Source organism: Streptomyces sp. x-80 (genome assembly GCF_046549095.1).
In the GTDB taxonomy this organism is placed as follows: Bacteria; Actinomycetota; Actinomycetes; order Streptomycetales; family Streptomycetaceae; genus Streptomyces; species Streptomyces celluloflavus.
Map to the genome: position 1 here is coordinate 52,829 of NZ_JAJPWM010000010.1, position 21,891 is coordinate 74,719.

Sequence of the window (21,891 nt, forward strand, 5' to 3'; positions counted from 1 at the left end):
GGTGCACTCCGCCGGTGTGCGGAGGGGCGAATTCCCGCGTCCGGTGATCTGTGGCCGGTGATCGGTCAAGGAGCGGCCGGTGATCGGTTAAGGAAACGAAATGCGGCTCCGTGCCAGCCTCTGCCGCGTCGGGCTCACCCGTATTCGGCACGGAGGAAAATCATGAGGCAGCGCAAGGCGTCACTGGCGGCGGCATCGTTGGCGGCGGGCCTGGCGATATTCGCCACGGCCTGCTCCGGTGGGGACGGCGGGACCAAGGACGCGGGGGCCGGCGGCTCGGACGCGGGCGGCAAGGGCAAGGAAGCGGACCTGGCCTACAAGCACCGTCAGTGCCTGCGGGACCACGGTGTGAAGGTCGAGGAGCCCAAGCCGGGGCAGGACCCTCGCGGTATGGCCATCGGGATCGACGGGAACGTCGACCAGGCGAAGATGAAGAAGGCAATCGAGGCGTGCAAGAGCACCAGCCCCAACGCCGGAAAGGACGGGCCGACCCAGGCGGACAAGGACAAGGCGCTGAAGTTCGCCCGCTGTATGCGGGAGAACGGCTTCAATATGCCCGACCCGAAGTTCGAAGGGGACGGGATGATGTCGAAGGCGATGCCCGTCCCGCAGGGCGAGGAGAAGAAGAAGTTCGACAAGGCCAACAAGGCGTGCGGTGGCCAGAATGCCGGATGAGGAGCAGGGGCCGGCCCCGCGGCGCGGCCGGAAGAAGAAGTATCTGATCTCCGCGCTGGTGATCGTCGCCCTGCTGGCCGGCGGCGGCGCGGCCATCGCCTCGGTCACCGGCCGCCAGGACGACGGACAGCAGCAGGGCAAGGGCGCGTTGCCGCCGGCGACCGGCTCCGTCGAGCGGCAGGACCTCAGCAGCAGCACCCAGGTCGACGGGACGCTCGGCTACACCAAGGAACGCAAGGTCAACGGTGGCGCGGCCGGCATCCTGACCTGGCTGCCGGACACCGGCTCCACGGTGCAGCGGGACGGCGCGCTCTACGAGGTGGACGGCCACAAGGTCCGGCTGATGTACGGCGACAAGCCGATGTACCGGGCCCTCAAGCAGGGTGACAAGGGCGAGGACGTCAAGCAGCTGAAGGAGAATCTGCGCGCGCTGGGCCACGGGACCGGGCTGGCCGTGGACGAGGAGTTCACCGCGGGCACCGCCGACGCCGTCAAGCGCTGGCAGAAGGCGCACGGCCTCAAGCAGACCGGTACCACCGGGCCCGACCAGATCTCCTTCCAGCCGGGTGCGGTGCGGATCAAGAGCAAGGACGCGGCGGTCGGTGACCAGGCCGCGCCCGGCCGGCCGCTGCTGACCACCACCGGGTCCGCGCGGGAGGTCAAGATCAAGCTCGATGTCGCGCAGGCGGACCTGGCGAAGGTGGGCACCGAGGTCATCGTGAACCTGCCCGGCGGCGGCACCGCCCGCGGCAAGGTCGCCTCGGTCGACCGGACCGTCACCGAGGAGGGCAGCGACCCGCAGAGCAAGACCCCCAAGATCACTGCCCGGATCACCTTCGCGGACCCCGGCGAGGTCACCGCCTTCGACCAGTCACCGGTCACCGTCGACGTGGTCGGCGAGGTGCGCAAGAACGTGCTGACGGTCCCGGTCAACGCGCTGCTCGCGCTGCCCGACGGCGGCTTCGCCGTGCAGGTCGTCGACGGCGGCACGGCGCGCGACGTACCCGTGAAGCTGGGCATGTTCGGACAGGGCAGGGTCGAGGTGTCCGGCGGCGGTCTGAAGCAGGGCATGAAGGTCGGGGTGCCGAAGTCATGAGCAGCGGCACCACGGACGACGCCGCCCCCGGCCCGGCAGACCCCGGCACGTGCCCCACCGGGCACGCCGTCGGTCCTGCCGGCACCGGATCCGCCGTCGGCGCCGCGGGCATCGGATCCGCCGTCGACCTCGCCGGCCACGTCGCGGGCGCCGCCGACGGCTTCACCGGTGCCCCCGATCACGTCGTCGAGCTGGCCGGCGTCACCAAGGAGTACCCGGGCGGGGTCGCCGCGCTGCGCGGGGTGGACCTGCGGGTGGCGCGTGCGGAACTGCTGGCCATCGTCGGCCCGTCCGGCTCCGGCAAGTCCACCCTGCTGCACATCATCGGCACCCTGGACCGGCCGACCGCGGGCTCGGTCACCATCGCGGGCCATGACGTCGCCACGCTGACCGACCGCCGGCTCTCCGCGCTGCGCGCCCAGCACATCGGCTTCGTCTTCCAGTCCTTCCACCTGGTGCCCGGTATCAGCGCGCAGGACAACGTCGCCGAGGGGCTGCTCTACTCCGGGCTGCCGCGCGCCGAGCGGCGCCGCCGGGCAGCGGTCGCGCTGGACCGGGTGGGCCTCGCGGACCGGATGACGCACCGCCCGCACGAACTGTCGGGCGGCCAGAAACAGCGGGTGGCCATCGCGCGGGCGGTGGTCGGCGAACCCGATCTGCTGCTGGCGGACGAGCCGACCGGCGCGCTGGACTCCGCCTCCGGCGAGGCCGTCATGGCGCTGCTGCACGACCTCAACAAGGAGGGCGCCACCATCGCCGTCATCACTCACGACAGCGAGATCGCCGCGGAGCTGCCGCGCCAGGTACGGATCCGGGACGGCCAGGTGGTCGCGGACGAGGGGCGTGCGGCCCCCACCGGGAAACGCAGGGCGTCCGGCACCGGGCACCCCGGCATCCGGAGCGCCGAGCGGTGAGGCGTACCAGGCTCTCCCCGGCGTCCCTCGGCCCGCGCGACGTCCTGCACGTCGGCTCGGCCGGGCTCCGTACCCGCCCCATGCGGGTCGTCCTGTCCGCCCTCGGCATCGCCATCGGCATCGCGACGATGATCGCGGTGGTCGGCATCTCCGCCTCCAGCAAGGCCCAACTCCTGGAGAAGCTGGACGCGTTGGGCACCAATATGCTGGTCGCCTCGCCCGGTCAGGGGATGTTCGGCGAGGAGGTGAAACTGCCGAAGGAGGCCCCCGGCATGGTGGGGCGGATCGACGGGGTGCAGCAGGTCGGCGCCACCGGTGATCTGCCCCAGGCGGTGCGGCGCAGCGAGAAGATCCCGGCGGAGGAGTCCGGCGGTATCACGCTCAAGGCCGCGGACGAGGGGCTGCTGAAGGTGCTGCGCGGGGCGATGGCGTCCGGCACCTGGCTCAACGGCGCCAACGGCCGCTATCCCTCCGTCGTGCTCGGCCACGTCAGCGCCGAGCGCCTCGGCATCACCGAGCCCGGTCAGCAGGTCTACATCGACGGCCGGTACTTCACCGTCGTCGGCATCCTCGGCCCGCTGCCGCTGGCCCCGGAGATCGAGCGGTCCGCCCTGGTCGGCTGGTCGGCCGCGGGCAAGCTGCTCGGCTTCGACGGCCACCCCACGTCGATCTACGAGCGGTCCACCGACGCCTCCGTGCGCGGCGTACGCGACCTGATCCCGCGCACCGTCGACCCGGAGAACCCGAGCAACATCCAGGTCACCGACCCGTCCTCGGCGCTCCAGGCCAAGGCGGCGACCGAGGGCGCGTTCACCAACCTGCTGCTCGGACTGGGCGGGGTGGCGCTGCTGGTGGGTGGCGTCGGAGTCGCCAACACCATGATCATCTCGGTGCTGGAGCGCCGCCACGAGATCGGGCTGCGGCGCTCGATGGGCGCCACCCGCGGCCAGGTCCGGATCCAGTTCGTGACCGAGTCCCTGCTGCTCTCGGGGCTCGGCGGCATCGCCGGCATCATCCTGGGCGCGGCCGCGACCTATGTCTTCGCGGCCTCGGGCGGTATGCCGTGGGTGGTGCCCCTGTGGGCGGTCGGCGGCGGCTTCGGCGCGACCCTGGTGATCGGCACGATCGCCGGCCTCTACCCGGCGGTACGGGCCGCCCGGCTCTCCCCGACGCTCGCCTTGCAGGCCGTTTAGGCCACCGCGTCCGGTGCCGCGCGGGTCCTGTCCGGTGCACCGCGCGGGACAGGACCCGGGGCCGTCGCGGACGGGGGAGACTGCGTGGCACCCGCGCCCGGCGGGGGCCGGACCCGGCCGGGCGCGGGGCCGTACGAGTTGCTTCCGGGGCACCGCCTCTCGTCCTGCCGCATCCGGCCCCACCGGCGTGCTTACGATCCACACCGGCCTCCGGTCGAAGGGTGGAAGGGAACGCCACGATGAGAGCCGTAGCAGTCAGCGCATTCGGTGAACAGCCACAGCTCATGGATCTGCCACAGCCCGAACCAGGGCCGGGTGAGGTCCTGGTACGGCTGTCCGCAGCCGGGGTCAACCCCATCGACTGGAAGATCGCCGACGGCATCTTCGGGGACGCCATGCCGACCGTCTTCCCGCTGGTCATGGGGTCGGACGGGGCGGGTGAAGTGGCCGCCGTCGGGACCGGCGTACGGCGGTTCACGGTCGGCGACCCGGTGTTCGGCCAGTTCCAGCGGGTGGAGCGGGGCGGCGGTTCGTACGCCGACTTCGCGGTGGCCACCGAGGCGTCGCTCGCACCGGCCGCCCGCAGCGTCACCTACGCGACCTCGGCGGCGCTGCCGACGGCCGGGATGACGGCGTACAACCTGGTCGAGGAGACCCGCGTCAGCGAGGGCCGGCGGGTACTGATCGTCGGCGCGACCGGCGGGGTCGGCACCTTCGCCACTCAGCTGGCGGCCGGCCGCGGCGCCGAGGTGATCGCCACCGCGCGGCCCGCGATGGCGGAACTGATGCGGAACCTGGGCGCCGCCGAGACCGTCGACCACACCGCGGGCCAGGTCGCCGAACAGGTTCTGGCGGCCCATCCGGACGGCGTGGACGTACTGATCGACCTGATCAGCGGCCCCGGGGAGTTCAGCGAGATGACCCGGATCGTACGGGACGGCGGCACGGCCGTCTCCACCATCGGCTCGGCCGACGCGGACGACCTGACCGAGCACAACCTGCGCGGCTTCAACTTCGTCAACCGCCCTTCCCCGCAACTCCTGGAGATCCTCGCGGGCCACGTCGACGCGGGCCGCCTGACCGTCCTCGTCGGCAGCGAAGTCTCCCTGGAGGAGGCCCCCGGAGCCCTGACGGCCAGCCGCACGGGCCGCGCCCGGGGCAAAACGGTGCTGGCCATCTGACGGCGCCCCGCGACCTCAGGACCGGAGCGGACTCGGGACGCTCCGACGGCGGACGGCCGCCCACCACCCGGGCGGCCGACCGCCCGCGGGCGAGGGTCCGGAGGCGGTGCCACCTCGTATCCCCGCCGCCGGACGGCCCCGGGGCGGCACTCCGCGGATCCGGCCCCCGCCGGGCACGGGCACCGCCGCCCCAGGTCACGTGCTGCCACCGCCGCCACCCCTTCCACCACGGCGGCGGCGGACGGCGCGGCGTACGCCCGGGGCGAGTACGGCGCAGACCCCGAGGGCCACCGCCCACCACACCAGGCCGGTGCCGGGGCCTTCCGGGTGGGTCTCGGGCAGATCGTCCAGATCGCCGGAACAGGCGGTGGGGGCGGCCTGGCCGTACACGTAGACGCAGACGGTGACGGCGGCCCGCAGGGTGCCCGGGGCGGTCGTACCGGCGGGGGTGGGGCGCTCGCCGAGGGTGGCCGAGGCGGTGAAGACCCGCTCGTCGTACGCGCCCAGATCCGTTCGCCAGACGGCCTTCCGCGCCCCCGTCCCGTCGTCCACGACGGTGCCGCCGTCCGCCGTCGCCGCGGCCGTGGTGGCGGGCATCTGCTGCTCGACACGGGTGCCGGGCAGTCCGGTGGCGCCCAGGTTGTGGACGGTGACGCGGTAGTCGAGCCGCTGACCGGCGTCGGCGTGATCGACACCGTCGGTCACCTCCACCGACACCGCGACGGCGAGCGGCGCCCGGCGGTCCCGCGGGGCGGCGGGCGGTGCCTGGCGGTTCCGCGGGGCGGGCTCAGTGCCGGTGCGGGCCCGGCCGGTGGACGGGGCCGTGGGTGTCCTCGCAGTGCTCGGCGGGGAGGGGGCCGGGCGCGGGGCCGGCGGTCAGCCGCAGTACGTCGTCGGCGGAGCCCTGCTCGCCGACGTGGTCGACCTGGAGGGTGGCGTGCGTGATGCCGTACTCCGCGCTCAGCAACTCCTGGAGGGAGCGGCGGACCTTGTGGCAGTCGCCGCCCGGCGCCACCAGGATGTGCGCGGAGAGCGCCGACTGCCCGGAGGTGATCTGCCAGATGTGCAGGTCGTGGATCTCGACGACCTCGTCGGCCGCGACCAGGTGATCGCCCAGCGCGTCCGGGTCGATACCGGCCGGCGCGGCCTCCATGAAGATCCGGCCGGACTCGCGGACCAGCCCCGTACCGGCCTTCAGCATCAGCGCGACGACCACGAGCGAGGCGATCGCGTCGGCCCGTTCGAAGCCGGTGGTCAGCACGATCAGACCGGAGACCGCGGTGGCGATGAAGCCGAACAGGTCGGTCAGGATGTGCTGGTAGGCGCCCTCGATGTTCAGGCTGGCGCGGTTGGCCTTGGAGAGCATCCAGGTGCAGATGAGGTTCACCACGACACCGGACAGCGCGGTGATCAGCACCAGCCCGCCGGTGACCGCGGGGGGCGAGATCAGCCGGACGATCGCCTCGTACCCCAGCCAGACGGAGAGCAGCAGCAGCGTGAGGCCGTTGGCCTGGGCGGAGAGGATCTCGGCGCGCTTGAGGCCGTAGGTGTAGCCGCCGCGGGCCGGTTTGGCGGCCAGCCGCATCGCGATCAGGGCGAGCACGATCGAGACCGCGTCGGTGAGCATATGGGCGGCGTCCGAGATCAGCGCCAGCGACTGCGCCACGAAGCCGATGACGACTTCGACCGTCATGTACGCGGTGAGCAGGATGAGCGCGGCGCGCAGCCAGCGCCGGTCGGCGTCCGGCGAGACGGCGTGCGAATGGCTGTGCGCGTGGGCGGTGCCCTCGTCGTGCCCGTGGGCGTGCTCGGTCATGGCGCGCTCCTTCCTGGGTCGTCGCTGGGAAGCAAACCGCACTTCGGCGAAAGATCCAAAGGCTGCACCGGTGACCGTTGTCATTACCGCCGAACGGGCTATCGTGCCTGGTCACAGCGGTGCGGACGGTTTTGGCGGGGGGAGCGGAAACGGAGTGCGACGGTCCGTCGGCACCCCTTGTACGTCGCCCAAAGGCCACGGCGCCGGCCGTCGTCAGGTGACGACGGCCGGCGCCGGGATTGCAGAGCTTCAGGCCGGGCGCGCCACGGTCGGGATGCAGACCTGCTCGTCAGCGGAGGCGGGGGACGAGCGCTGCTCCTGGGCCGTACCGGCTATGGCGCGGGGAGCACCGGCCGAGTCCGCCGCCGTCGCGGCCGAAGCCGTGGTCTGCTGTGCCCCGATGAAGACGGCGCTCGCAATTGCAGCGGTAGCGGCACAGGCCATGATGTGTTTTTTCACGTGAATCCTCGGATGCGAAATGAGTTCTTCGGAGCAGAGGATTATCACGGTGAGGATTGGCAACGCAAAAGCGTAAAGATGCGGCGTACGCAAAGGGGCCGGATCGGCGTGTACGGATATGTTTCATGATCCGTCGGGTAGGTCCGCATTCTTTTTGCCAGGCGAATATGACGTTGCCATATCGCTCAGATATTTTCCAATGCGAGCCGCCTCGCCCCGGTCGAACGACGAGAAAATGTCGTACGCCTGTTGCCACAACGTGCGAGCGGATTCGGCGCGGCCTTCGTGAATGCGGACCGCGGCCAGCGTGTCCGCCGCCCTGGCCTCTTCCCCCGGGGAGCGCATCCGGCGGGCTGCGGCGATCGCCGCTTCCAGATGCTCGGCGGCGTCCGGCAGCTGCTGCATCTCGGCCTCCGCCTGGCCCAGCCGTCGCAGGGATTCGACCTCCTCGTGGGCCGCGCCGATGTTGCGGGCCAGCTCCAGCGCCTTCCCGTGGTACGTGGCGGCCTCGGCGGGACGGCCGAAGAGGTGGTGGGCCTTGCCCAGTCCGATCAAGCTGTTCGCCTCGTTCTTCCGGTCGCCGAGCCGCCGGAAGATGAAGAGGCATTCCTGGTACATGTCCAGCGCCAGTTCGTCTCCGGTGGCGGCCAGGAGGCCGGCCAGATTTACCTGGACCGTTGCCTGGTCGGAAAGGCTTCCGATGCGTTTCGCGATGCGGAGGGATTCCTCGTAAGTCTGGCGAGCGAGCCCCTGCTCGCCCATTTGTGTATGTAAATCGCCGAAATTATTCAAGGTCTTCGCCAGGTTTCGCTGGTCGCCCAGTTTCTGGAAATTCTCGATGGCCTGGCAGAAGTATTTGCGGGCCCGGTGGTGATCGCCGAGGAAGAGGAACGAAATGGCGATGTTGTTCTGGCTTCTGGCCAGGTCCCAGGCGTTTCCCGAGGCCCGGTGGATCTCCAGGGTCTCCTTGTAGAGGGCGAGCGCTTCGTCGTTCTTTCCGAGGTGCCAGTGCAGGACGCCCAGGGCGCGGAGCGCCTCTGCCGTGGTGTCCGTGTCGTCGGCGGCACGGGCCAGCGCCAGCGCCCGTCGGCCGGCCTCCGCCGCGTGGGCGTAGTCGCTGGTGTTCGCGTGGGTCGCGCTGAGGTCGAGCAGGGCGAGCCGTAACGCACGCCGGTCGTCGGCCCGTTCCCAGTGGTCAACGGCGTGCCGGTGCATGCGGACGGTGTCCGTCCAGTGGCATTCGGCGTCCAGGAAACCGGCCAGCGCATGGCTGAGCAGTGCGGCCCGGTCGGGCGCCCCGTGGGTACGGGCGTGCCGCTCGGCGGTCAGCAGGTTGGACCGCTCGGTGGTCAGCCAGTCCTTGGCGTCCTCGGCGGAGTGCCAGATCGGCAGCGGGGAGAGGGCGAGATCGGCCATTTCCTGGACCGGCAGGCGGAAGCGCCGTGGGTAGAGGAGCGTATCGGCCCGGACCGCGGCGAAGAGATAGAAGTCGATCAGGCGGCGCAGGGCGGCGTCACGCTCTTCTTCGCTGTCCTCGGAGAATGCGAGGACGCGCGCGTACTCCCCCAACAGATCATGAAATCGGTACCGGTTGGGCGCGGGTTCCTGGAGCAGATGGCAGCGCAGGAGTGTTTCGAGGTGCCATTCGGCCTGGTCGAGCGGCAGCCCGGTCAGGGCAGCCGCGGCATGCGGCCCGAACTCCGCACCGAGGTGGAGTCCGAGCCGGCGGAACATGGCTCGCTGATCAACGGTCAGGGTCTGATAGGAGAGTTCGAATGCGCGGGCGATCTCCGAGTGCCCGTCCCGGAATTCGCCGAGCCGGCCGGGCCCTCGGGAGAGCCGGTCGCGAAGAATACGCAGGGTCCACGAGGGCCGGGCGCTGAAACGGTTGGCGACGATCTCGATCGCCAGCGGCAGATAGCCGCAGAGGCCGACGATGCGGGCGATTTCCCGGACGTCCGATTCCCGCGTGCGGTCCGCGCCGGCGAACTCCCTGAAGAGCGCGACCGCGTCGTCCGGCGGCAGCACGTCCAGGGCGAGCGCGCGGGCACCGGGCAGCCCGGAGAGCCGGCGGCGGCTGGTGATGATGACGAGGGACGGGGAGGCGCCGGGGAGCAGCGGCCGGACCTGGGCGGCGTCGGCCGCGTCGTCGAGGACGATGACCACGCGCCGGCGCGTCAGGATGGTGCGCCACAGGGCGGTGCGTTCCTCGATGTCGGAGGGGATGCCCCCGGCCGGGACCCCCATCAGGCGGAGCAGCACCGCGAGCGCCGCGCCCGCGCTCAGCGGGTCCTGGACCTGGGTGTGCGCCCGCAGGTCGATGTACAGCTGCCCGTCGGGGAACCGCTCGCCGAGCAGGTGGGCCGCGCTCACGGCCATGGCGGTCTTGCCGACCCCGGCCATGCCGGAAATTGCCTCTAACGCCACGATATGGCCGCAACTGCCACTGCCACCGATACGGCTACCGCTACCGCCACGGCCACCACCCGCGTCCGTACCGGATCCGGCTCCCGTGCCTGTACCGCTGCCGCTGTTCATGACCGCGTCGACGGCGGCCCGCAGCCGCCGCATTTCCGTGTGCCGGCCGATGAGGGGGATGTGGCGGGGGAGGTTACGGGGCGGTGTGGCGGAGGGGTCTCCGTGGTCCGCGGCGGAGCCCGGGAGGAGGGCCTCCAGGGGGCCGCGGTGCAGGATGTGCCGGTGGGTACGGGTCAGTTCCTCGCCCGGAACGGCGCTGAGTTCCGCCCGCAGCCGGCGGCGCGCCTCCTCGAAGACGCGCAGGGCGTCCGCGTGCCGTCCGCAGCCGTAGTACGCCACCATGAGGTCGTTCACCAGGCGCTCGTCGTCCGGGTACTGGCCGACGAGGGCGGACAGGTCGCCGAGGAGATCGGTGAAGCGCCGCAGCCGCAGCTCCATGGCGATACGCGACGAGGTGACGCCGAGCCGTTTCTCCGCGAGGCTCGTACGCATCCGCTCGGACCAGTTGCCCGGCAGCCCGGCGAGGGCCTCGCCGTGCCAGAGCCGCTCCGCCTCGTGCAGCAGGGCGGCGGCGGCTTCGTCGTTCCCGTCGTCGGACAGCGACCGGGCCTGTGCGGCGAGGCGCTGGAAACGGTGCCAGTCGACGCAGTCCGGATCGGCGTCGAGGGTGTAGGTGTGGGCGTGGTGGGTGATGGCGGGCGCGGTGGTGCCGGTCTTCGCGTCGGTGGCGCGGCCGGTCCGCGCATCGTCGGGGGTGCTGGTACTCGCCTGGGCCCGGCGGAGGGTCCTGCGGATACGTGAGACGTAGGTGTGGACGGCCTGGCGTGCCTTGTCGGGCGGATCGCCGTCCCAGAGGCGGCTGACGAGGGCGCCCAGGGCCACGGGGCGGCCCGCCGCCAAGGCCAGTGAGGCAAGGATGCACCGTTCCTTGTCGGAGCCCAGAGCGATCCGGCGTTGCTGCGATCCGAGACAGACGGGACCGAGCACGAAGATTTCCACCGGCGCCTCCCCCTATGTCGGCGCAGCCCACCACCGTTGTGAGCATGTCACTCGCCGAAGGGGGTGGCCAGGGGTGACCCCAACAGGCGACTGAATTCGGCCTGTTGGGGTCGGGAGCGGACTCTTCTTGGCCGTTCGTGGGTAGTGCTGATGTGATCAAAAAGGGAGCAAGGGGGGTAAGCGGCAGGCGGACACGGAGCATGGCGGCAGGGGGACGGGGGCGCGGATGCACCGGGATGTGAACGCCATAGGGGGTTCGGCCTGGATCAACGGGCCGAGCGTCCAGGCCGGCGCCGTCAGCGGCGGGCTTCACATCTACTCGGGGGCCGTCGCGCCGGCTCTCCCCGTACCGCGCCAACTGCTCCCCGTCTCCCCGCACTTCACCAACCGTGAGCGGGAGCTGTCGGCCCTGGACGAGCTCTACGCGCGCTGCCCGGACACCGCCACACCGCTGATCGTGGTCAGCGGGACGGCCGGTATAGGCAAGACGGCGCTGGTGTCGCGGTGGCTGAGAGACGCGGTGGACAGGTTTCCGGACGGCCAGTTGTATGCGGATCTGCGCGGCCACTCACCGGAGGGTCCGGCCGCGCCCGGCGAAATACTCGGCCAATTCCTGCGGGCGCTCGGCGTCGGGCCGGTGCCGGCCGACCCGGGGGAGCGGACCGCGCTGTGGCGTTCGGTCACCGCGGCGCTGCGTATCGCCATCATGCTCGACAACGTCTTCTCCGCCGCCCAGGCCCGTCCGCTGCTCCCCGGCGGCCAGGGCGGCCTGGTCGTCGCGACCAGCAGACACCGGCTCACCGGCCTGCGCGCCGACGGTGCGCTCTACTACCAACTCGGCCTGCTGGACCGGGCAGCCGCCGTGGAGATCCTGTCCCGGGGGATCGGCCAGGACCGTGTCGAGAGCGAGCCCAGCGAGGCGGACGAGGTGGTCTCGCTCTGTGCCGGGCTGCCCCTGGCGGTCTGCCTGGCGTCCGCGCGCCTCGCCTCCAGACCCCGGCAGCCGATGAGCGCCATGGTGGACGCGCTCGCCCAGGAGCGCGGCCGGCTGGCGGCGCTGGCGATAGAAGGGGAGTCGGAGTCCTCGGTGTACCACGCACTGGACGAGTCGTACGGCGTGCTGACCGCTGACGTCAGGCGGCTCTACCGGCGCCTCGCGCTGCTGCCGGTCCGCACCTTCGAGGCCCGTATCGCGGCGTCGGCCTGCGCGATCCCCCTGGCGGAGGCGGGCCGGCTGCTCGATGCGCTGGTGGAGGCCAATCTGGTCGAGGACATCGGCGCGGACGCCTACCGTTTCCACGATCTGGTCCGGCTGCACGCCGAGGAACGCGGGCGGACCGAGGAGAGCATGGCGGTCCGCGACGAGACGTTGCGGCGGGTGTGCGACTGGTTTCTGGCCACCGCGACGGAGGCCCAGCGGCTGCTGTCCCCGCGCCAGTTCACCCTGCCCAGGGAGTACGGATTCCCGCCGGAGCTGCCCCTTCCCTTCGCCCGCGGGACCGACGCGCTGAGCTGGCTCGAAGCCCACCGGAACGACCTGCTGGCCGCCGTGCACGCCGCCTACGCGCGGCAGTGGGACGACCTCGCCTGGCAACTCGTCGACGCCATGTGGCCGTTGTTCCACCGGCTGCGTTACTTCGAGCTGTGGACGGACGCGCACGACACCGGTCTGCGCGCCGCGCGGCGGGCCGGAAACCGTACGGCGGAACGGCAGATGCTCAATTCCGGCGCCATCGGGTTCAACGCCGCCGGCCGCGTCGAGGAGGCCATCACATGGTTCACCTGGTCGCTCGACGCCGCCCGCGAGGCCGGGGATGTACGGGACGAGGGCCAGGCGCTGCACGGGCTCGGCACGGCCCACTGGCAGGCCGGCCGCGCCGGGGCGGCCAGGTCCTGTCTGGCACGGGCGATAGACAGGTGGGAGGCGGTCGGCTATCCGCGGGGAGCTGCCCTGTCGCGGATCGTGCTGGGCGAGATGGCCCTGGCGAGCGGGGACGCGGAGCGGTCCGGGGCGCGGACCGGCCGGCAGGCCGCGGAGTATCTCGCGCGGGCTCATGAAACGCTGCTCGCGGTGGACGACCCCTACGACGCCGCGCGGGCGCTCGCCCTCCTCGGCCGGGCCCGCGTGCTGACCGGTGCGTACGAGTCGGGCGTGGCCCAACTCGCCGAAGCGGGCGCGGTGTTCGAGGCGGCGGGCGCCGCGCACTGGCAGGCCAGAACGCTGGAGCTGCTCGGCACCTGTGCCCGGGAACAGGCCGACATCGCTGTCGCGCGGGGTTTCTACGAGCGTTCCCGGGCCTTGTACGAGCGACAGAGCCCGTCCGACGCGCGGCGGGTGGGGGATCTGCTGGCCGGGCTGTCGGATCCAGCGGATCCAGCAGATCCCCCTGGGGACCGTCCTAGCTGACCGGCAGCACGGTGAGGGAGAGCAGCGCCTCTTCGACATCGCCCGCCACCAGCAGCCCGTGCAGACACGACGCCACCAGGGAACACTCCATGGGCGTCAGCGGCCGACCGGGCGCCGTCGTGGGCAGCAGCAGGCGGCTGCCGGTGCGTTCCGCGACCGCCCAGCCGCCGTCGGGCAGCGGGAGCGCGGCGAGCCGGCAGCCGGTGCGACGGGTCAGTACGTTCTCGGCCCAGCGCAGTGCGGCCCGCTCCGGCCGGGGCCGGTGTCCGTGCAGTACGTCCGCGCAGTCCAGCCAGCGGTCCGCCGCACCGGATTCGGCATCCACGGCGAAGTGCTCGTCGATGTCGTCCGGTGGTGGCGCGAGGCCCGGTGGTTCCGTGACGTCCGGCGGGGCCCCGTTCCCTCCGGTGGCCCCGGTGACCCCGGCGATGCGGGCCACCGCGAGGTACCCGCCGGTGTGCGTCGCGGCGAACAGCGCGAGCGCCGGTACGGAGCGGGGGAGACCGGCGGCGGACCGGACACCGGGCAGCCCCGCTTGTATCCGCACCGTCCGCCGACCCCGGTAGGCCCAGTCCGTATGACCCGACTCCGTCCGGCCCCGCTCCGTCCGGGCGGCGTGCCGTGAACTCGTCATGCCGATACCTCCGTTCCCAGGTCCCGGTCCGTTCCCAGGTCCCGTGGGCCGGATGCGCCGGCCCACGCCGCCAGCCGCGGTGGCAGGGGCAGTTGCCGGGTGGTGGCCGGGTGCGCGGGCTGGCCGAGGCCGAGGATGCGGTAGAGCAGCCTGCGCATGTTCTGGCTGAACCGCCCCGGTTCGGAGGTGATGCGCGCGGCGATGGCCGCGTACTCCGTCCGCTGCTGGCGCTGGTACTCGACCGCGGCGTACGCCAGCTGGCTCTTGAGGGAGTGCGCGGGGGACAGTGCCGGGGCCGTCAGCGCGAGCGCGGCGGCCGGTGAGGCGGGGTTGATCTCCTGCTCGGGCGAGGCGGCCAGCAGGATCGGGGCCTTGGTCAGCGTCCCGTACAAGGTCACCGAGCCGTGGTCGCCGATGATCCAGTCCGCCGCGATCAGTACCGGCCGCCAGTCCGCCTCCGGCGGTACCACCGCGATGCCGCGCTGTTCGCACTGCGCCAGCCAGGACCGTACCTGCCAGGCGCCGTGTCCGGACCAGACGTTGGGGTGGACCAGGACGGCCACCCGGCGGTTCTTCCCCGCCAGCTCGCCCAGCAGCCGTGGCAGCAGGGACTCGATGGACCCGAAGGAGGAACGCCTGCCCCAGGTGGAGACGACGGCGGCGAGCCGTTGCCCCTTCCGGAGGCCGAGCGCCCGGCGGTAGGCGCGGCGCAGCGGGAGGCTGGCCACGATGCGGTCGTGGACGGGGTCGCCGATCACGGCCGCCACCGGCAGGGCCTCCGGGCAGGAGTGCGCCAGCTCGCCGAGGTGGTCCCGGTGGGGCAGGACCACCGCGGCGGGCAGCTCCCGGCCGTCCGGGACGATGTCCTGCCGCCCCAGCCCCGCCACCCGGGTGTCCGATCCCTCGGTGACGCGCTTGAGGTAGTTGGCGCCGTGCGGCAGCGTGATCAGGGGCGCCCGGATCTCGCCCATGCCTCGCGGTCCCGCCGCCAACGCGAGATCGAACTCCATCCGGACCGCTTCGCTCCAGGGCAGCACCGCGCTGCCGAGCCGGTGGAGAAACTGCGCCACGCCGTCGCTGAACGGGTGCGGCGGCGTGGTGAACACCATCTGGATCCGCAGGTCCGACTCCAGCAGTGCGCACACCTCTTGCAGCCGCTTCGCGTACGTCAGGGTGTGTGCGACGAACAGAATCCGCTTGCGGCCCGTAAGTGTGAGCCATTCGCGTACGTTGTGGCGGTGGTATGGATCCTTTTCGAACGTGCCCAGTGCCGTCACGGCATCCCCCCATGTGTGATCGGTCCGGCCGGCCGCCGCGATGGCCGGCGGCCGGCTGGCGGGGGTCATGCCCGGGGAGGCCGGCGAAAGGCTTGCCGCATCCTTGCGGAAACCTTGCCTGTGGCGTGTTGACTCCCGTAGTGGCGGCGGGAGTTGGTTTACTTCGCACCTTTGCTACACGTCGTTCACTCCGTGCTGCTTGCTTAACGCCGGCCGACGTGGTGTGACGTGGTTTGCTGCGCGTTGCTCACTTCGCGCGGACAACCCCCGCCGTGCAGGCCGCCACGACGCACAGGGCCACCGGCAGGAAGAACGTGAGGTTGAGCGGGACGGCCTGGGTCAGCGGGCCGATGACGGCGGGGCCGGCGAGCACGCCGAGGTAGCCCAGGCCGGCCACCCGGGAGACGTTCGCCCCGGAGGCGCCCGCGTCGGCGTGGCCTGCGGCGCTGAAGAACTGCGGGATGCAGCCGGAGAGGCCGATGCCGAAGACCGTCCAGCCGGCCAGCGCGAGGGGGATCCACGGGGAGAGCGCGGTGGCCACGAGTCCGGCGGCGGCCAGGGCCGTGCCGTAGCGGACCAGGCGCACCGGGCCGATCCGGGTGACGACGCGGTCGGTGGCGAACCTGCCGACGGTCATCGCCGTGGCGAAGGCACCGTAGGCGAGCGCCGCCGTCGCGGCCGGGGCGTCCAGCACGTCCCGGAGGTGCAGCGCGCTCCAGTCGTTCGCGACGCCTTCGCAGAGCATCAGGGCCAGTGCCAGTACGGCGAGCGCCCAGATGCGGGAGGGCGTACGGCGCTTGCCGGACTTCCCGCCGAGGGCGGCGGCGCCGTCTCCGTGGCCGTTCGCGTCCTCGGCGAGGCTCTGGTCCGCGGGCCCGCCCCCGGGGGCCGGGCCGTCCGTCCGCGGCCGCAGCAGCCCCGTGGTGGTGACCAGCGTGACGGCCACGCCGAGAGCCGCGATACAGCTCAGCGTGACGGGCACGCTCCAGCCCCAGCTGAGCGTTTGGGCGCCGACCAGCGCGGCGAGCACCCCGCCGACGGAGAACACCGCGTGGAAGGCGGACATGACGGGCCGTCCGTACCGGCGCTCCACATGGACGGCGTGGGTGTTCATGCCGACGTCCAGGCAGCCGTTGCCGAAGCCCAGTACCAGCAGCGCCGCCGCCAGCGCCCACGGCCCCTGGGCCAGGCCCGGCAGGACGAGCGCGGCGCTGCACAGCAGCCCGCCCGCGGGGACGACGCGGTGGCTGCCGAACCGGTCGGTGAGCGGGCCGCAGAGCTGCATCCCGGCGAACGCGCCGCCGCCGAGGAAGAGCAGCAGCCAGCCCAGCACGGCGTGGGTGACGCCGGTCCGGTGCTCGATGGCCGGGATGTGCACGATCCACATGCCCATGACGAAGCCGTTGAGCCCGAAGAACCCGAAGGTGGCCAGGCGGGCCGCGCGCAGCCTGCGGTCCGGCGGGGCAGCCGGCGACTCGGCCGGTGGTCCGGCCGGTGGTCCGGTCGGTGGACGGCCGTCGCGGTCCGGCGGGGCGGCGGGGGCCGTGGCGGGAGCGGGGCCGGAAGGGGAGGACGAGGAAGACGGGGAGGAGGACGGGGAGGAGGGCGAGGGGGAAGGGGAACCCGAAGTGTTCATCTTCCGGAGGCTAACGAACGCATATCATGTTCGCTAGCTTGACTTATGAACGTTATGGATGTGCGATACGGGGATGTATGCGGGGATGTCGAGTACTGACCGGCTCACTTTGATCACCCAGGCCCTGCGTGAGTCCGAGCGGCTGAGCGTCACGGAACTGGCCGCGCTCACCGGCGCCTCGGAGATGACCATCCGGCGCGATCTGGAGCACCTGGCGGAACAGGGCGTACTGGAGCGCTACCGCGGTGGCGCCAGAAGCCTCGTACTGCGCGGTGAGGGGCCGCCGTTCGCCCTGCGCGTCCGGGAGGGCCTGGACGTCAAGGAGCGGATCGCCGCCGAGGTGGCCGGGCAGATCGCCGACGGTGAGTCCGTCCTCATCGACAGCGGTACGACCTGCCTGGAGGTCGCCAAGGCGCTGCGCGACCGCCCGCTCACCGCGCTGCCGCTCTCGCTGCACGCCGCCAACGTCCTGGCCGGTGCCCCCACGCTCAAGCTGCTGCTGCCGGGCGGCGAGCCCCGGCCCGGCGAACTGGCGGTGACCGGCCCGCTCGCCGAGGCATCACTGGCCGCGCTGCGCTTCGACACCGCCGTCATCGGCTGCTGCGGGCTGACAGCGGGGGACGGGCTGACCGCGTACGACCTGGCCGACGCGGCGATCAAACGCGCCGCGATGGCCTCGGCCCGCCGGGTGATCGCGGTCGCCGACGCGGCGAAGCTCTCCCGTACGGCGCTGGCCTTCGTCGCGGCCGCCACCGCCCTCGACGTCGTGGTGACCGACACGGCCGCGCCGGACGAGGCCGTGGACGCCCTGACCGCGGCGGGGGTGGCGGTACGGCGGGTGTAGACGGACGCCGTGTCGGGGGAGCCCGCACCTCAGCGGGGACGCGGGGACGCCGTGTTCGGGGGCCCGCTCCTCAGCGGGACGCCGTGTTCGGGGAGCACGCACCTCGACACGGACACCGCGCCCGGGGAGCCCGCACCTCGGCACGGACGCCGTGTTCGGGGAGCCCGCACCTCAGCGGGGCAGCCGCACGCCAGCGGGGCAGCCGCACGCCAGCGGGGCAGCCGCACGCCAGCGGGGCAGCCACATGCCAGCGGGGCAGCCACACGCCGCCGGGTCCGGCACCTACGCCGCCGGGTGCGGCCCCTACGGCACCGGGTGCGGCCCCGGGTGCAGCCCCCGCGCCACCGGGTGGAGCGCCGCGTACTCCAGCGGCGCCGACGGGTCGATCGAGACGTCCAACGGGGCCGGGTCGGCGCCCGCGCGGACCAGGAGGTCGCCGACGGCGGCGATCATCGCGCCGTTGTCGGTGCAGAGCCGCAGTGGCGGTACGCGCAGGGTGATACCGGCCGCGGCGCAGCGTTCCTGGGCCAGTGCGCGGACCCGCGAGTTGGCGGCCACGCCGCCGACCACGACCAGGGTCCCTACGCCGTGTTCGGTGCAGGCGGCCACCGCCTTGCGGGTGAGGACGTCGGCGACCGCCTCCTGGAGCGAGGCCGCGCCGTCGGCGAGCGGGAGGGGCAGCCCGGCGGCGCGATGGCGTTCCGCCCAGCGGGCCGCCGCGGTCTTCAGGCCCGAGAAGGAGAACGTGAAGCGGTTTTCGCGCGGGCCCGTGGTGAGCGGGCGGGGGAAGGGGACCGCGCGCGGATCCCCCGCGCGCGCGGTCCGGTCGATGGCCGGGCCGCCCGGATAGGGCAGCCCGAAGACCCGGGCGACCTTGTCGAAGCACTCCCCGGCTGCGTCGTCCAGGGTGTCGCCGAGGTGCACGATCGGGTCGCGGGCCAGATCGCGTACGAGCAGGAGCGAGGTGTGGCCGCCGGAGACGATCAGCACCATGCAGGGGTCGGGCAGCGGGCCGTGTTCGAGGGTGTCGGCGGCGACATGCCCGGCCAGGTGGTGGACGCCGTACAGCGGGACGCCGAGCGCGTACGCCAGCCCCTTCGCACCGGCCAGCCCCACCTGGAGCGCACCGGAGAGCCCCGGACCGGTGGTCACCGCGACCGCCCCGATGTCGGCGGCCGTCAGCCCCGCGTCGTCCAGGGCCTCGCGCACCACGGGCGTCAGGGCGTGCACATGGGCGCGCGCGGCGATCTCCGGCACGACCCCGCCGAACCGGGCGTGCTCGTCCATGCTCGACGCCAGCGCGTGCCCGAGCAGCCGCCCGTCGCGCACCAGGCCCGCGCCGGTCTCGTCACAGGAGGACTCGATACCCAGCACGACCGGGGAGCCGGTGGTGCGCCCGCGCGCGGAGCCGGTGGCCCGGCCCCGCGGCGAACCCGCGGACCACTTCTTCGTCGGCATCGGCGTCCCTTCTTGCACAGTCTTCTTGGGCAGTCTTCTTGCATGGATTCAGTAATTGCGAAGTCTAGGCAATAAGGCGGTGGGGCAATTAGGCGGTGGGGCGGTGCGGCTGGGCGACAAGGCTGAGCGATAAGGCTGGGCGACAAGGAGTGTGCCGGGGCGGGCCGGGCTCTGCCGGGGCCGGTGGGGCCGGTGGGGCGGCGGCGGTCCGGTCGGCAGCGCCGGTCAGTAGAGTTCGGACCCGACCCCGTCCACCTGATTCGTACGACCGCACGGCTTCTACGACTCTCCTACGGCTTCTACGGCGCGTACGGCTCGTACGACTCGTACGGCGATTCCCGAGGTATTCGGCAGTGACCCCCGCACCACCTGGGCCGACGACACCGTCCGGGCCGATGGCACCCGCCGCCCGACCCACCCCGTCCGTACCGCCCGCCTCCGTACCGTCCGCCCCCGTACCGCCGGCGGTGACCGTCGTGGGTATCGGGGCCGACGGCTGGGACGGTCTGCCCGCCGCGTCCCAGGAGGCGCTGCGCACCGCCGAGACGCTGATCGGCGGGGCGCGGCAGCTCGCGCTGCTGCCGGCGGAGTGCGCCGGGGAACGGGTCTCCTGGCCCTCGCCGCTGCGCCCGGCCGTCCCCGGTCTGCTCGCCGCGCACGCCGGCCGCAGGATTGCCGTCCTGGCCAGCGGCGACCCGATGTTCTACGGGATCGGGCGGACGCTGACGGAGGTGCTGACGGAGGGACTGAGGGAGGTGCTGACGGAGGGACTGGCGGAGGGACCGGCGGAGGCGCCGACCGAGGCGCCGACCGAGGCGTCGGCAGAGCCGCTGCCGAAGACGTCCCGCGCTCCGGTTTCCGCTGCCTCCTCGGCCTTCCCAGCGTCCCCGGCGTTCCCGGCGTCCCCGGCGTCCCCGGCGTCCCCGGCCTCCCCGGGGCTGCGGGTGCTGCCGCACCCCTCCTCCGTCTCGTACGCCTGCGCCCGGCTCGGGTGGCCGGTGGAGGAGACCGAGGTCGTCACGCTCGTCGGGCGGCCCGCCGAGAACCTGCTCGCCGCCCTCTACGACGGCCGCCGGGTGCTGGTGCTCTCCGCGGGCGCCGGCACCCCCGCCGAGGTCGCGACGCTGCTGCGCGCGCACGGCTACGGCCCGACCCGGATGCGGGTCCTGCAACAGCTCGGCGGCGACCGCGAGCGGACCGCCGAGGGCACGGCGGCGGACTGGGCCCATGTCCACTCCGGGAACGCCGACGATCACCCCCACCACCACTCCGCGACGGACATCGACCCGCTGAACGTCATCGCCCTGGACTGTGTCCGGGAGCCCGGCACGCTGCGGCTGTCGGCCGTGCCGGGGCTGCCCGACGCGGCGTACGAGCACGACGGCCAGCTCACCAAGCGCCATGTCCGCGCCGCCACCCTCGCCGCGCTGGCGCCCGCCCCCGGCGAACTGCTGTGGGACATCGGCGGCGGCTCCGGCTCCATCGCCATCGAGTGGCTGCGTGCACACCGCGGCTGCCGGGCGGTCACCGTCGAACGCGATCCCGTACGGGCCGAGCGGATCGGCCGTAACGCCCGCGCGCTCGGCGTCCCCGCGCTGCGCGTCGTCACCGGGCGCGCGCCCGCGGCGCTGGACGGTCTGCCGACGCCGGACGCGGTGTTCATCGGCGGCGGGCTGACCGTTCCCGGCCTGCTGGCCGCGTGCTGGGACGCGCTGCCCGAGGGCGGCCGGATCGTCGCCAACACGGTGACGCTGGAGTCCGAGGCGCTGCTCGCCGACTGGTACCGGCGGCACGGCGGCGAACTGGTGCGGCTGGCCGTCGCGCACGCGGTGCCGGTCGGCGGCTTCACCGGCTGGCGGCAGGCGATGCCGGTCACCCAGTGGACGGCGGTCAAACCGCCCGGTACGCCCCGGACCCGCACCCCCCTCCCCGCGAACCCCCTCCCCGCGAACCCCCTCCCCGCGAACCCCCTCCCTCACGAGAGCGAAGACCCACGATGACCGTCTATTTCATCGGGGCGGGCCCCGGCGCCGCCGACCTGATCACCGTGCGCGGCGCCCGCACCCTGGCCGCCTGCGGGGTCTGCCTGTACGCGGGCAGCCTGGTGCCGCGCGAACTGCTCGCCGAGTGCCCGCCCGGCGCCCGCCTCATCGATACCGCGCAGCTGGACCTCGACACGATCACCGGGGAGGTGGTCCGGGCCCATGAGGAGGGCCACGACGTCGCCCGGCTGCACTCCGGTGACCCGTCCGTCTTCAGCGCCGTCGCCGAACAGATGCGCCGCCTGGACGCGGCCGGTGTGCCGTACGAGGTCGTGCCGGGCGTCCCGGCGTTCGCCGCCGCGGCCGCCGCGCTCAAGCGCGAGCTGACCGTGCCGACCGTCGGCCAGACCGTCATCCTCACCCGCGTCGCCCAGCGCGCCACCCCCATGCCCGAGGGCGAGGACCTCGCCACCCTCGGCCGCAGCGGCGCGCTGCTCGTCCTGCACCTGGCCGCGATGTACGTGGACCGGGTGGTCGACGAACTGCTGCCGCACTACGGAGCCGACTGCCCGGCCGCCGTCGTCGCGATGGCCTCCCGCCCCGACGAGCTGGTCCTGCGCGGGACCCTCGCCGACATCGCCGCCCAGGTGAAGGCGGCCGGCATCGTCCGCACGGCCGTCATCCTGGTCGGCCGCACCCTCGCCGCCGCCCAGTTCCGCGACAGCCACCTCTACTCGACCGACCGCGAACGCCCGCACGCGGCGGGGGCGGGGGCTTGCGGGGCGGCGGGGGACGCGCGGGCCGATGCGTCGGCGGTGGATGCCCCGTAGACCGCGTACGTG

17 protein-coding genes are annotated in these 21,891 nt (G+C 72.8%); 9 read left to right on the plus strand and 8 right to left on the minus strand.

Annotated features, from left to right (window positions below; genetic code table 11):
* The first annotated feature begins 162 nt into the window (after window positions 1-162).
* The 5 genes from ACLJWH_RS21310 to ACLJWH_RS21330 all read left to right on the plus strand — a co-directional run bounded on the left by ACLJWH_RS21310 (window position 163) and on the right by ACLJWH_RS21330 (window position 5,059).
* Window positions 163-675 carry a hypothetical protein gene (locus ACLJWH_RS21310; RefSeq protein ID WP_411143329.1) on the plus strand — a complete coding sequence of 171 codons (513 nt, stop codon included), beginning with the start codon at window positions 163-165 and terminating at the stop codon, window positions 673-675.
* Window positions 665-1,771, plus strand: a complete 1,107-nt coding sequence (locus ACLJWH_RS21315) for a peptidoglycan-binding protein (protein ID WP_411143330.1) — start codon at window positions 665-667, stop codon at window positions 1,769-1,771. The genes ACLJWH_RS21310 and ACLJWH_RS21315 overlap by 11 nt, the downstream gene beginning before the upstream one ends.
* Window positions 1,768-2,685 (plus strand): ABC transporter ATP-binding protein, encoded by a 918-nt coding sequence (locus ACLJWH_RS21320; RefSeq protein WP_411143331.1) that lies wholly within the window; start codon window positions 1,768-1,770, stop codon window positions 2,683-2,685. The genes ACLJWH_RS21315 and ACLJWH_RS21320 overlap by 4 nt, the downstream gene beginning before the upstream one ends.
* Window positions 2,682-3,878, plus strand: a complete 1,197-nt coding sequence (locus ACLJWH_RS21325; protein ID WP_411143332.1) for an ABC transporter permease — start codon at window positions 2,682-2,684, stop codon at window positions 3,876-3,878. The genes ACLJWH_RS21320 and ACLJWH_RS21325 overlap by 4 nt, the downstream gene beginning before the upstream one ends.
* 239 nt (window positions 3,879-4,117) lie before the next feature.
* Window positions 4,118-5,059 carry an NADP-dependent oxidoreductase gene (locus tag ACLJWH_RS21330; RefSeq protein WP_411143333.1) on the plus strand — a complete coding sequence of 314 codons (942 nt, stop codon included), beginning with the start codon at window positions 4,118-4,120 and terminating at the stop codon, window positions 5,057-5,059.
* Between the two features lie 195 nt (window positions 5,060-5,254).
* Here the strand turns inward: ACLJWH_RS21330 and ACLJWH_RS21335 are convergent, their stop codons facing one another.
* The 4 genes from ACLJWH_RS21335 to ACLJWH_RS21350 form a co-directional block, all read right to left on the minus strand.
* Window positions 5,255-5,764 (minus strand): hypothetical protein, encoded by a 510-nt coding sequence (locus tag ACLJWH_RS21335; protein ID WP_411143334.1) that lies wholly within the window; start codon window positions 5,762-5,764, stop codon window positions 5,255-5,257.
* An 82-nt stretch (window positions 5,765-5,846) separates the two neighbouring features.
* On the minus strand, window positions 5,847-6,875 hold the full coding sequence (locus tag ACLJWH_RS21340; RefSeq protein ID WP_411143335.1) for a cation diffusion facilitator family transporter: 1,029 nt from the start codon (window positions 6,873-6,875) through the stop codon (window positions 5,847-5,849).
* A 249-nt stretch (window positions 6,876-7,124) separates the two neighbouring features.
* Complete coding sequence (locus ACLJWH_RS21345; RefSeq protein WP_411143336.1) at window positions 7,125-7,319, minus strand: hypothetical protein; 195 nt, start codon at window positions 7,317-7,319, stop codon at window positions 7,125-7,127.
* Window positions 7,320-7,457: 138 nt separating this feature from the next.
* The gene (locus ACLJWH_RS21350) at window positions 7,458-10,811 is read right to left on the minus strand and encodes an AfsR/SARP family transcriptional regulator (RefSeq protein WP_411143337.1); all 3,354 of its coding nucleotides are present in this window, start codon (window positions 10,809-10,811) and stop codon (window positions 7,458-7,460) included.
* Window positions 10,812-11,049: 238 nt separating this feature from the next.
* Between ACLJWH_RS21350 and ACLJWH_RS21355 the strand changes: the two genes are divergently transcribed.
* Window positions 11,050-13,218 (plus strand): tetratricopeptide repeat protein, encoded by a 2,169-nt coding sequence (locus ACLJWH_RS21355; protein ID WP_411143338.1) that lies wholly within the window; start codon window positions 11,050-11,052, stop codon window positions 13,216-13,218.
* Here ACLJWH_RS21355 and ACLJWH_RS21360 read toward each other — a convergent pair.
* The 3 genes from ACLJWH_RS21360 to ACLJWH_RS21370 all read right to left on the minus strand — a co-directional run bounded on the left by ACLJWH_RS21360 (window position 13,211) and on the right by ACLJWH_RS21370 (window position 16,516).
* Window positions 13,211-13,852 carry a hypothetical protein gene (locus ACLJWH_RS21360; RefSeq protein ID WP_411143339.1) on the minus strand — a complete coding sequence of 214 codons (642 nt, stop codon included), beginning with the start codon at window positions 13,850-13,852 and terminating at the stop codon, window positions 13,211-13,213. The genes ACLJWH_RS21355 and ACLJWH_RS21360 overlap by 8 nt on opposite strands.
* Window positions 13,849-15,129 (minus strand): hypothetical protein, encoded by a 1,281-nt coding sequence (locus ACLJWH_RS21365; RefSeq protein WP_411143340.1) that lies wholly within the window; start codon window positions 15,127-15,129, stop codon window positions 13,849-13,851. Before ACLJWH_RS21365 ends, ACLJWH_RS21360 begins: the two co-directional genes overlap by 4 nt.
* Before the next feature lie 247 nt (window positions 15,130-15,376).
* Entirely contained in the window at window positions 15,377-16,516 is a 1,140-nt protein-coding gene (locus ACLJWH_RS21370; RefSeq protein ID WP_411143519.1) for an MFS transporter, read from the minus strand.
* A 334-nt stretch (window positions 16,517-16,850) separates the two neighbouring features.
* On the opposite strand from ACLJWH_RS21370, the gene ACLJWH_RS21375 reads away from it, so the two are divergent.
* The gene (locus tag ACLJWH_RS21375; protein WP_411143341.1) at window positions 16,851-17,609 is read left to right on the plus strand and encodes a DeoR/GlpR family DNA-binding transcription regulator; all 759 of its coding nucleotides are present in this window, start codon (window positions 16,851-16,853) and stop codon (window positions 17,607-17,609) included.
* 303 nt (window positions 17,610-17,912) lie between these two features.
* Here ACLJWH_RS21375 and tsaD read toward each other — a convergent pair whose 3' ends face one another.
* On the minus strand, window positions 17,913-19,067 hold the full coding sequence (tsaD, locus tag ACLJWH_RS21380) for a tRNA (adenosine(37)-N6)-threonylcarbamoyltransferase complex transferase subunit TsaD (protein WP_411143342.1): 1,155 nt from the start codon (window positions 19,065-19,067) through the stop codon (window positions 17,913-17,915).
* 395 nt (window positions 19,068-19,462) lie between these two features.
* Here tsaD and cbiT point away from each other — a divergent pair, with 395 nt between their 5' ends.
* Together cbiT and cobM are read left to right on the plus strand one after the other, a co-directional pair.
* Window positions 19,463-21,067 (plus strand): precorrin-6Y C5,15-methyltransferase (decarboxylating) subunit CbiT, encoded by a 1,605-nt coding sequence (gene cbiT, locus ACLJWH_RS21385; protein WP_411143343.1) that lies wholly within the window; start codon window positions 19,463-19,465, stop codon window positions 21,065-21,067.
* The gene (cobM, locus tag ACLJWH_RS21390; protein WP_411143344.1) at window positions 21,064-21,879 is read left to right on the plus strand and encodes a precorrin-4 C(11)-methyltransferase; all 816 of its coding nucleotides are present in this window, start codon (window positions 21,064-21,066) and stop codon (window positions 21,877-21,879) included. Before cbiT ends, cobM begins: the two co-directional genes overlap by 4 nt.
* Window positions 21,880-21,891 lie beyond the last annotated feature (12 nt).

Excerpts from the sequence above, each read along its gene's own strand:
- ACLJWH_RS21320 (WP_411143331.1), top strand. The coding sequence starts at position 1,768 with ATGAGCAGCGGCACCACGGACGACGCCGCCCCCGGCCCGGCAGACCCC.
- ACLJWH_RS21375 (WP_411143341.1), top strand. The coding sequence starts at position 16,851 with ATGTCGAGTACTGACCGGCTCACTTTGATCACCCAGGCCCTGCGTGAG.
- ACLJWH_RS21340 (WP_411143335.1), bottom strand. The coding sequence starts at position 6,875 with ATGACCGAGCACGCCCACGGGCACGACGAGGGCACCGCCCACGCGCAC.
- ACLJWH_RS21315 (WP_411143330.1), top strand. The coding sequence starts at position 665 with ATGCCGGATGAGGAGCAGGGGCCGGCCCCGCGGCGCGGCCGGAAGAAG.
- tsaD (WP_411143342.1), bottom strand. The coding sequence starts at position 19,067 with ATGCCGACGAAGAAGTGGTCCGCGGGTTCGCCGCGGGGCCGGGCCACC.
- cobM (WP_411143344.1), top strand. The coding sequence starts at position 21,064 with ATGACCGTCTATTTCATCGGGGCGGGCCCCGGCGCCGCCGACCTGATC.
- ACLJWH_RS21310 (WP_411143329.1), top strand. The coding sequence starts at position 163 with ATGAGGCAGCGCAAGGCGTCACTGGCGGCGGCATCGTTGGCGGCGGGC.
- ACLJWH_RS21360 (WP_411143339.1), bottom strand. The coding sequence starts at position 13,852 with ATGACGAGTTCACGGCACGCCGCCCGGACGGAGCGGGGCCGGACGGAG.
- cbiT (WP_411143343.1), top strand. The coding sequence starts at position 19,463 with ATGGCACCCGCCGCCCGACCCACCCCGTCCGTACCGCCCGCCTCCGTA.
- ACLJWH_RS21345 (WP_411143336.1), bottom strand. The coding sequence starts at position 7,319 with ATGGCCTGTGCCGCTACCGCTGCAATTGCGAGCGCCGTCTTCATCGGG.
- ACLJWH_RS21370 (WP_411143519.1), bottom strand. The coding sequence starts at position 16,516 with ATGTGGATCGTGCACATCCCGGCCATCGAGCACCGGACCGGCGTCACC.
- ACLJWH_RS21330 (WP_411143333.1), top strand. The coding sequence starts at position 4,118 with ATGAGAGCCGTAGCAGTCAGCGCATTCGGTGAACAGCCACAGCTCATG.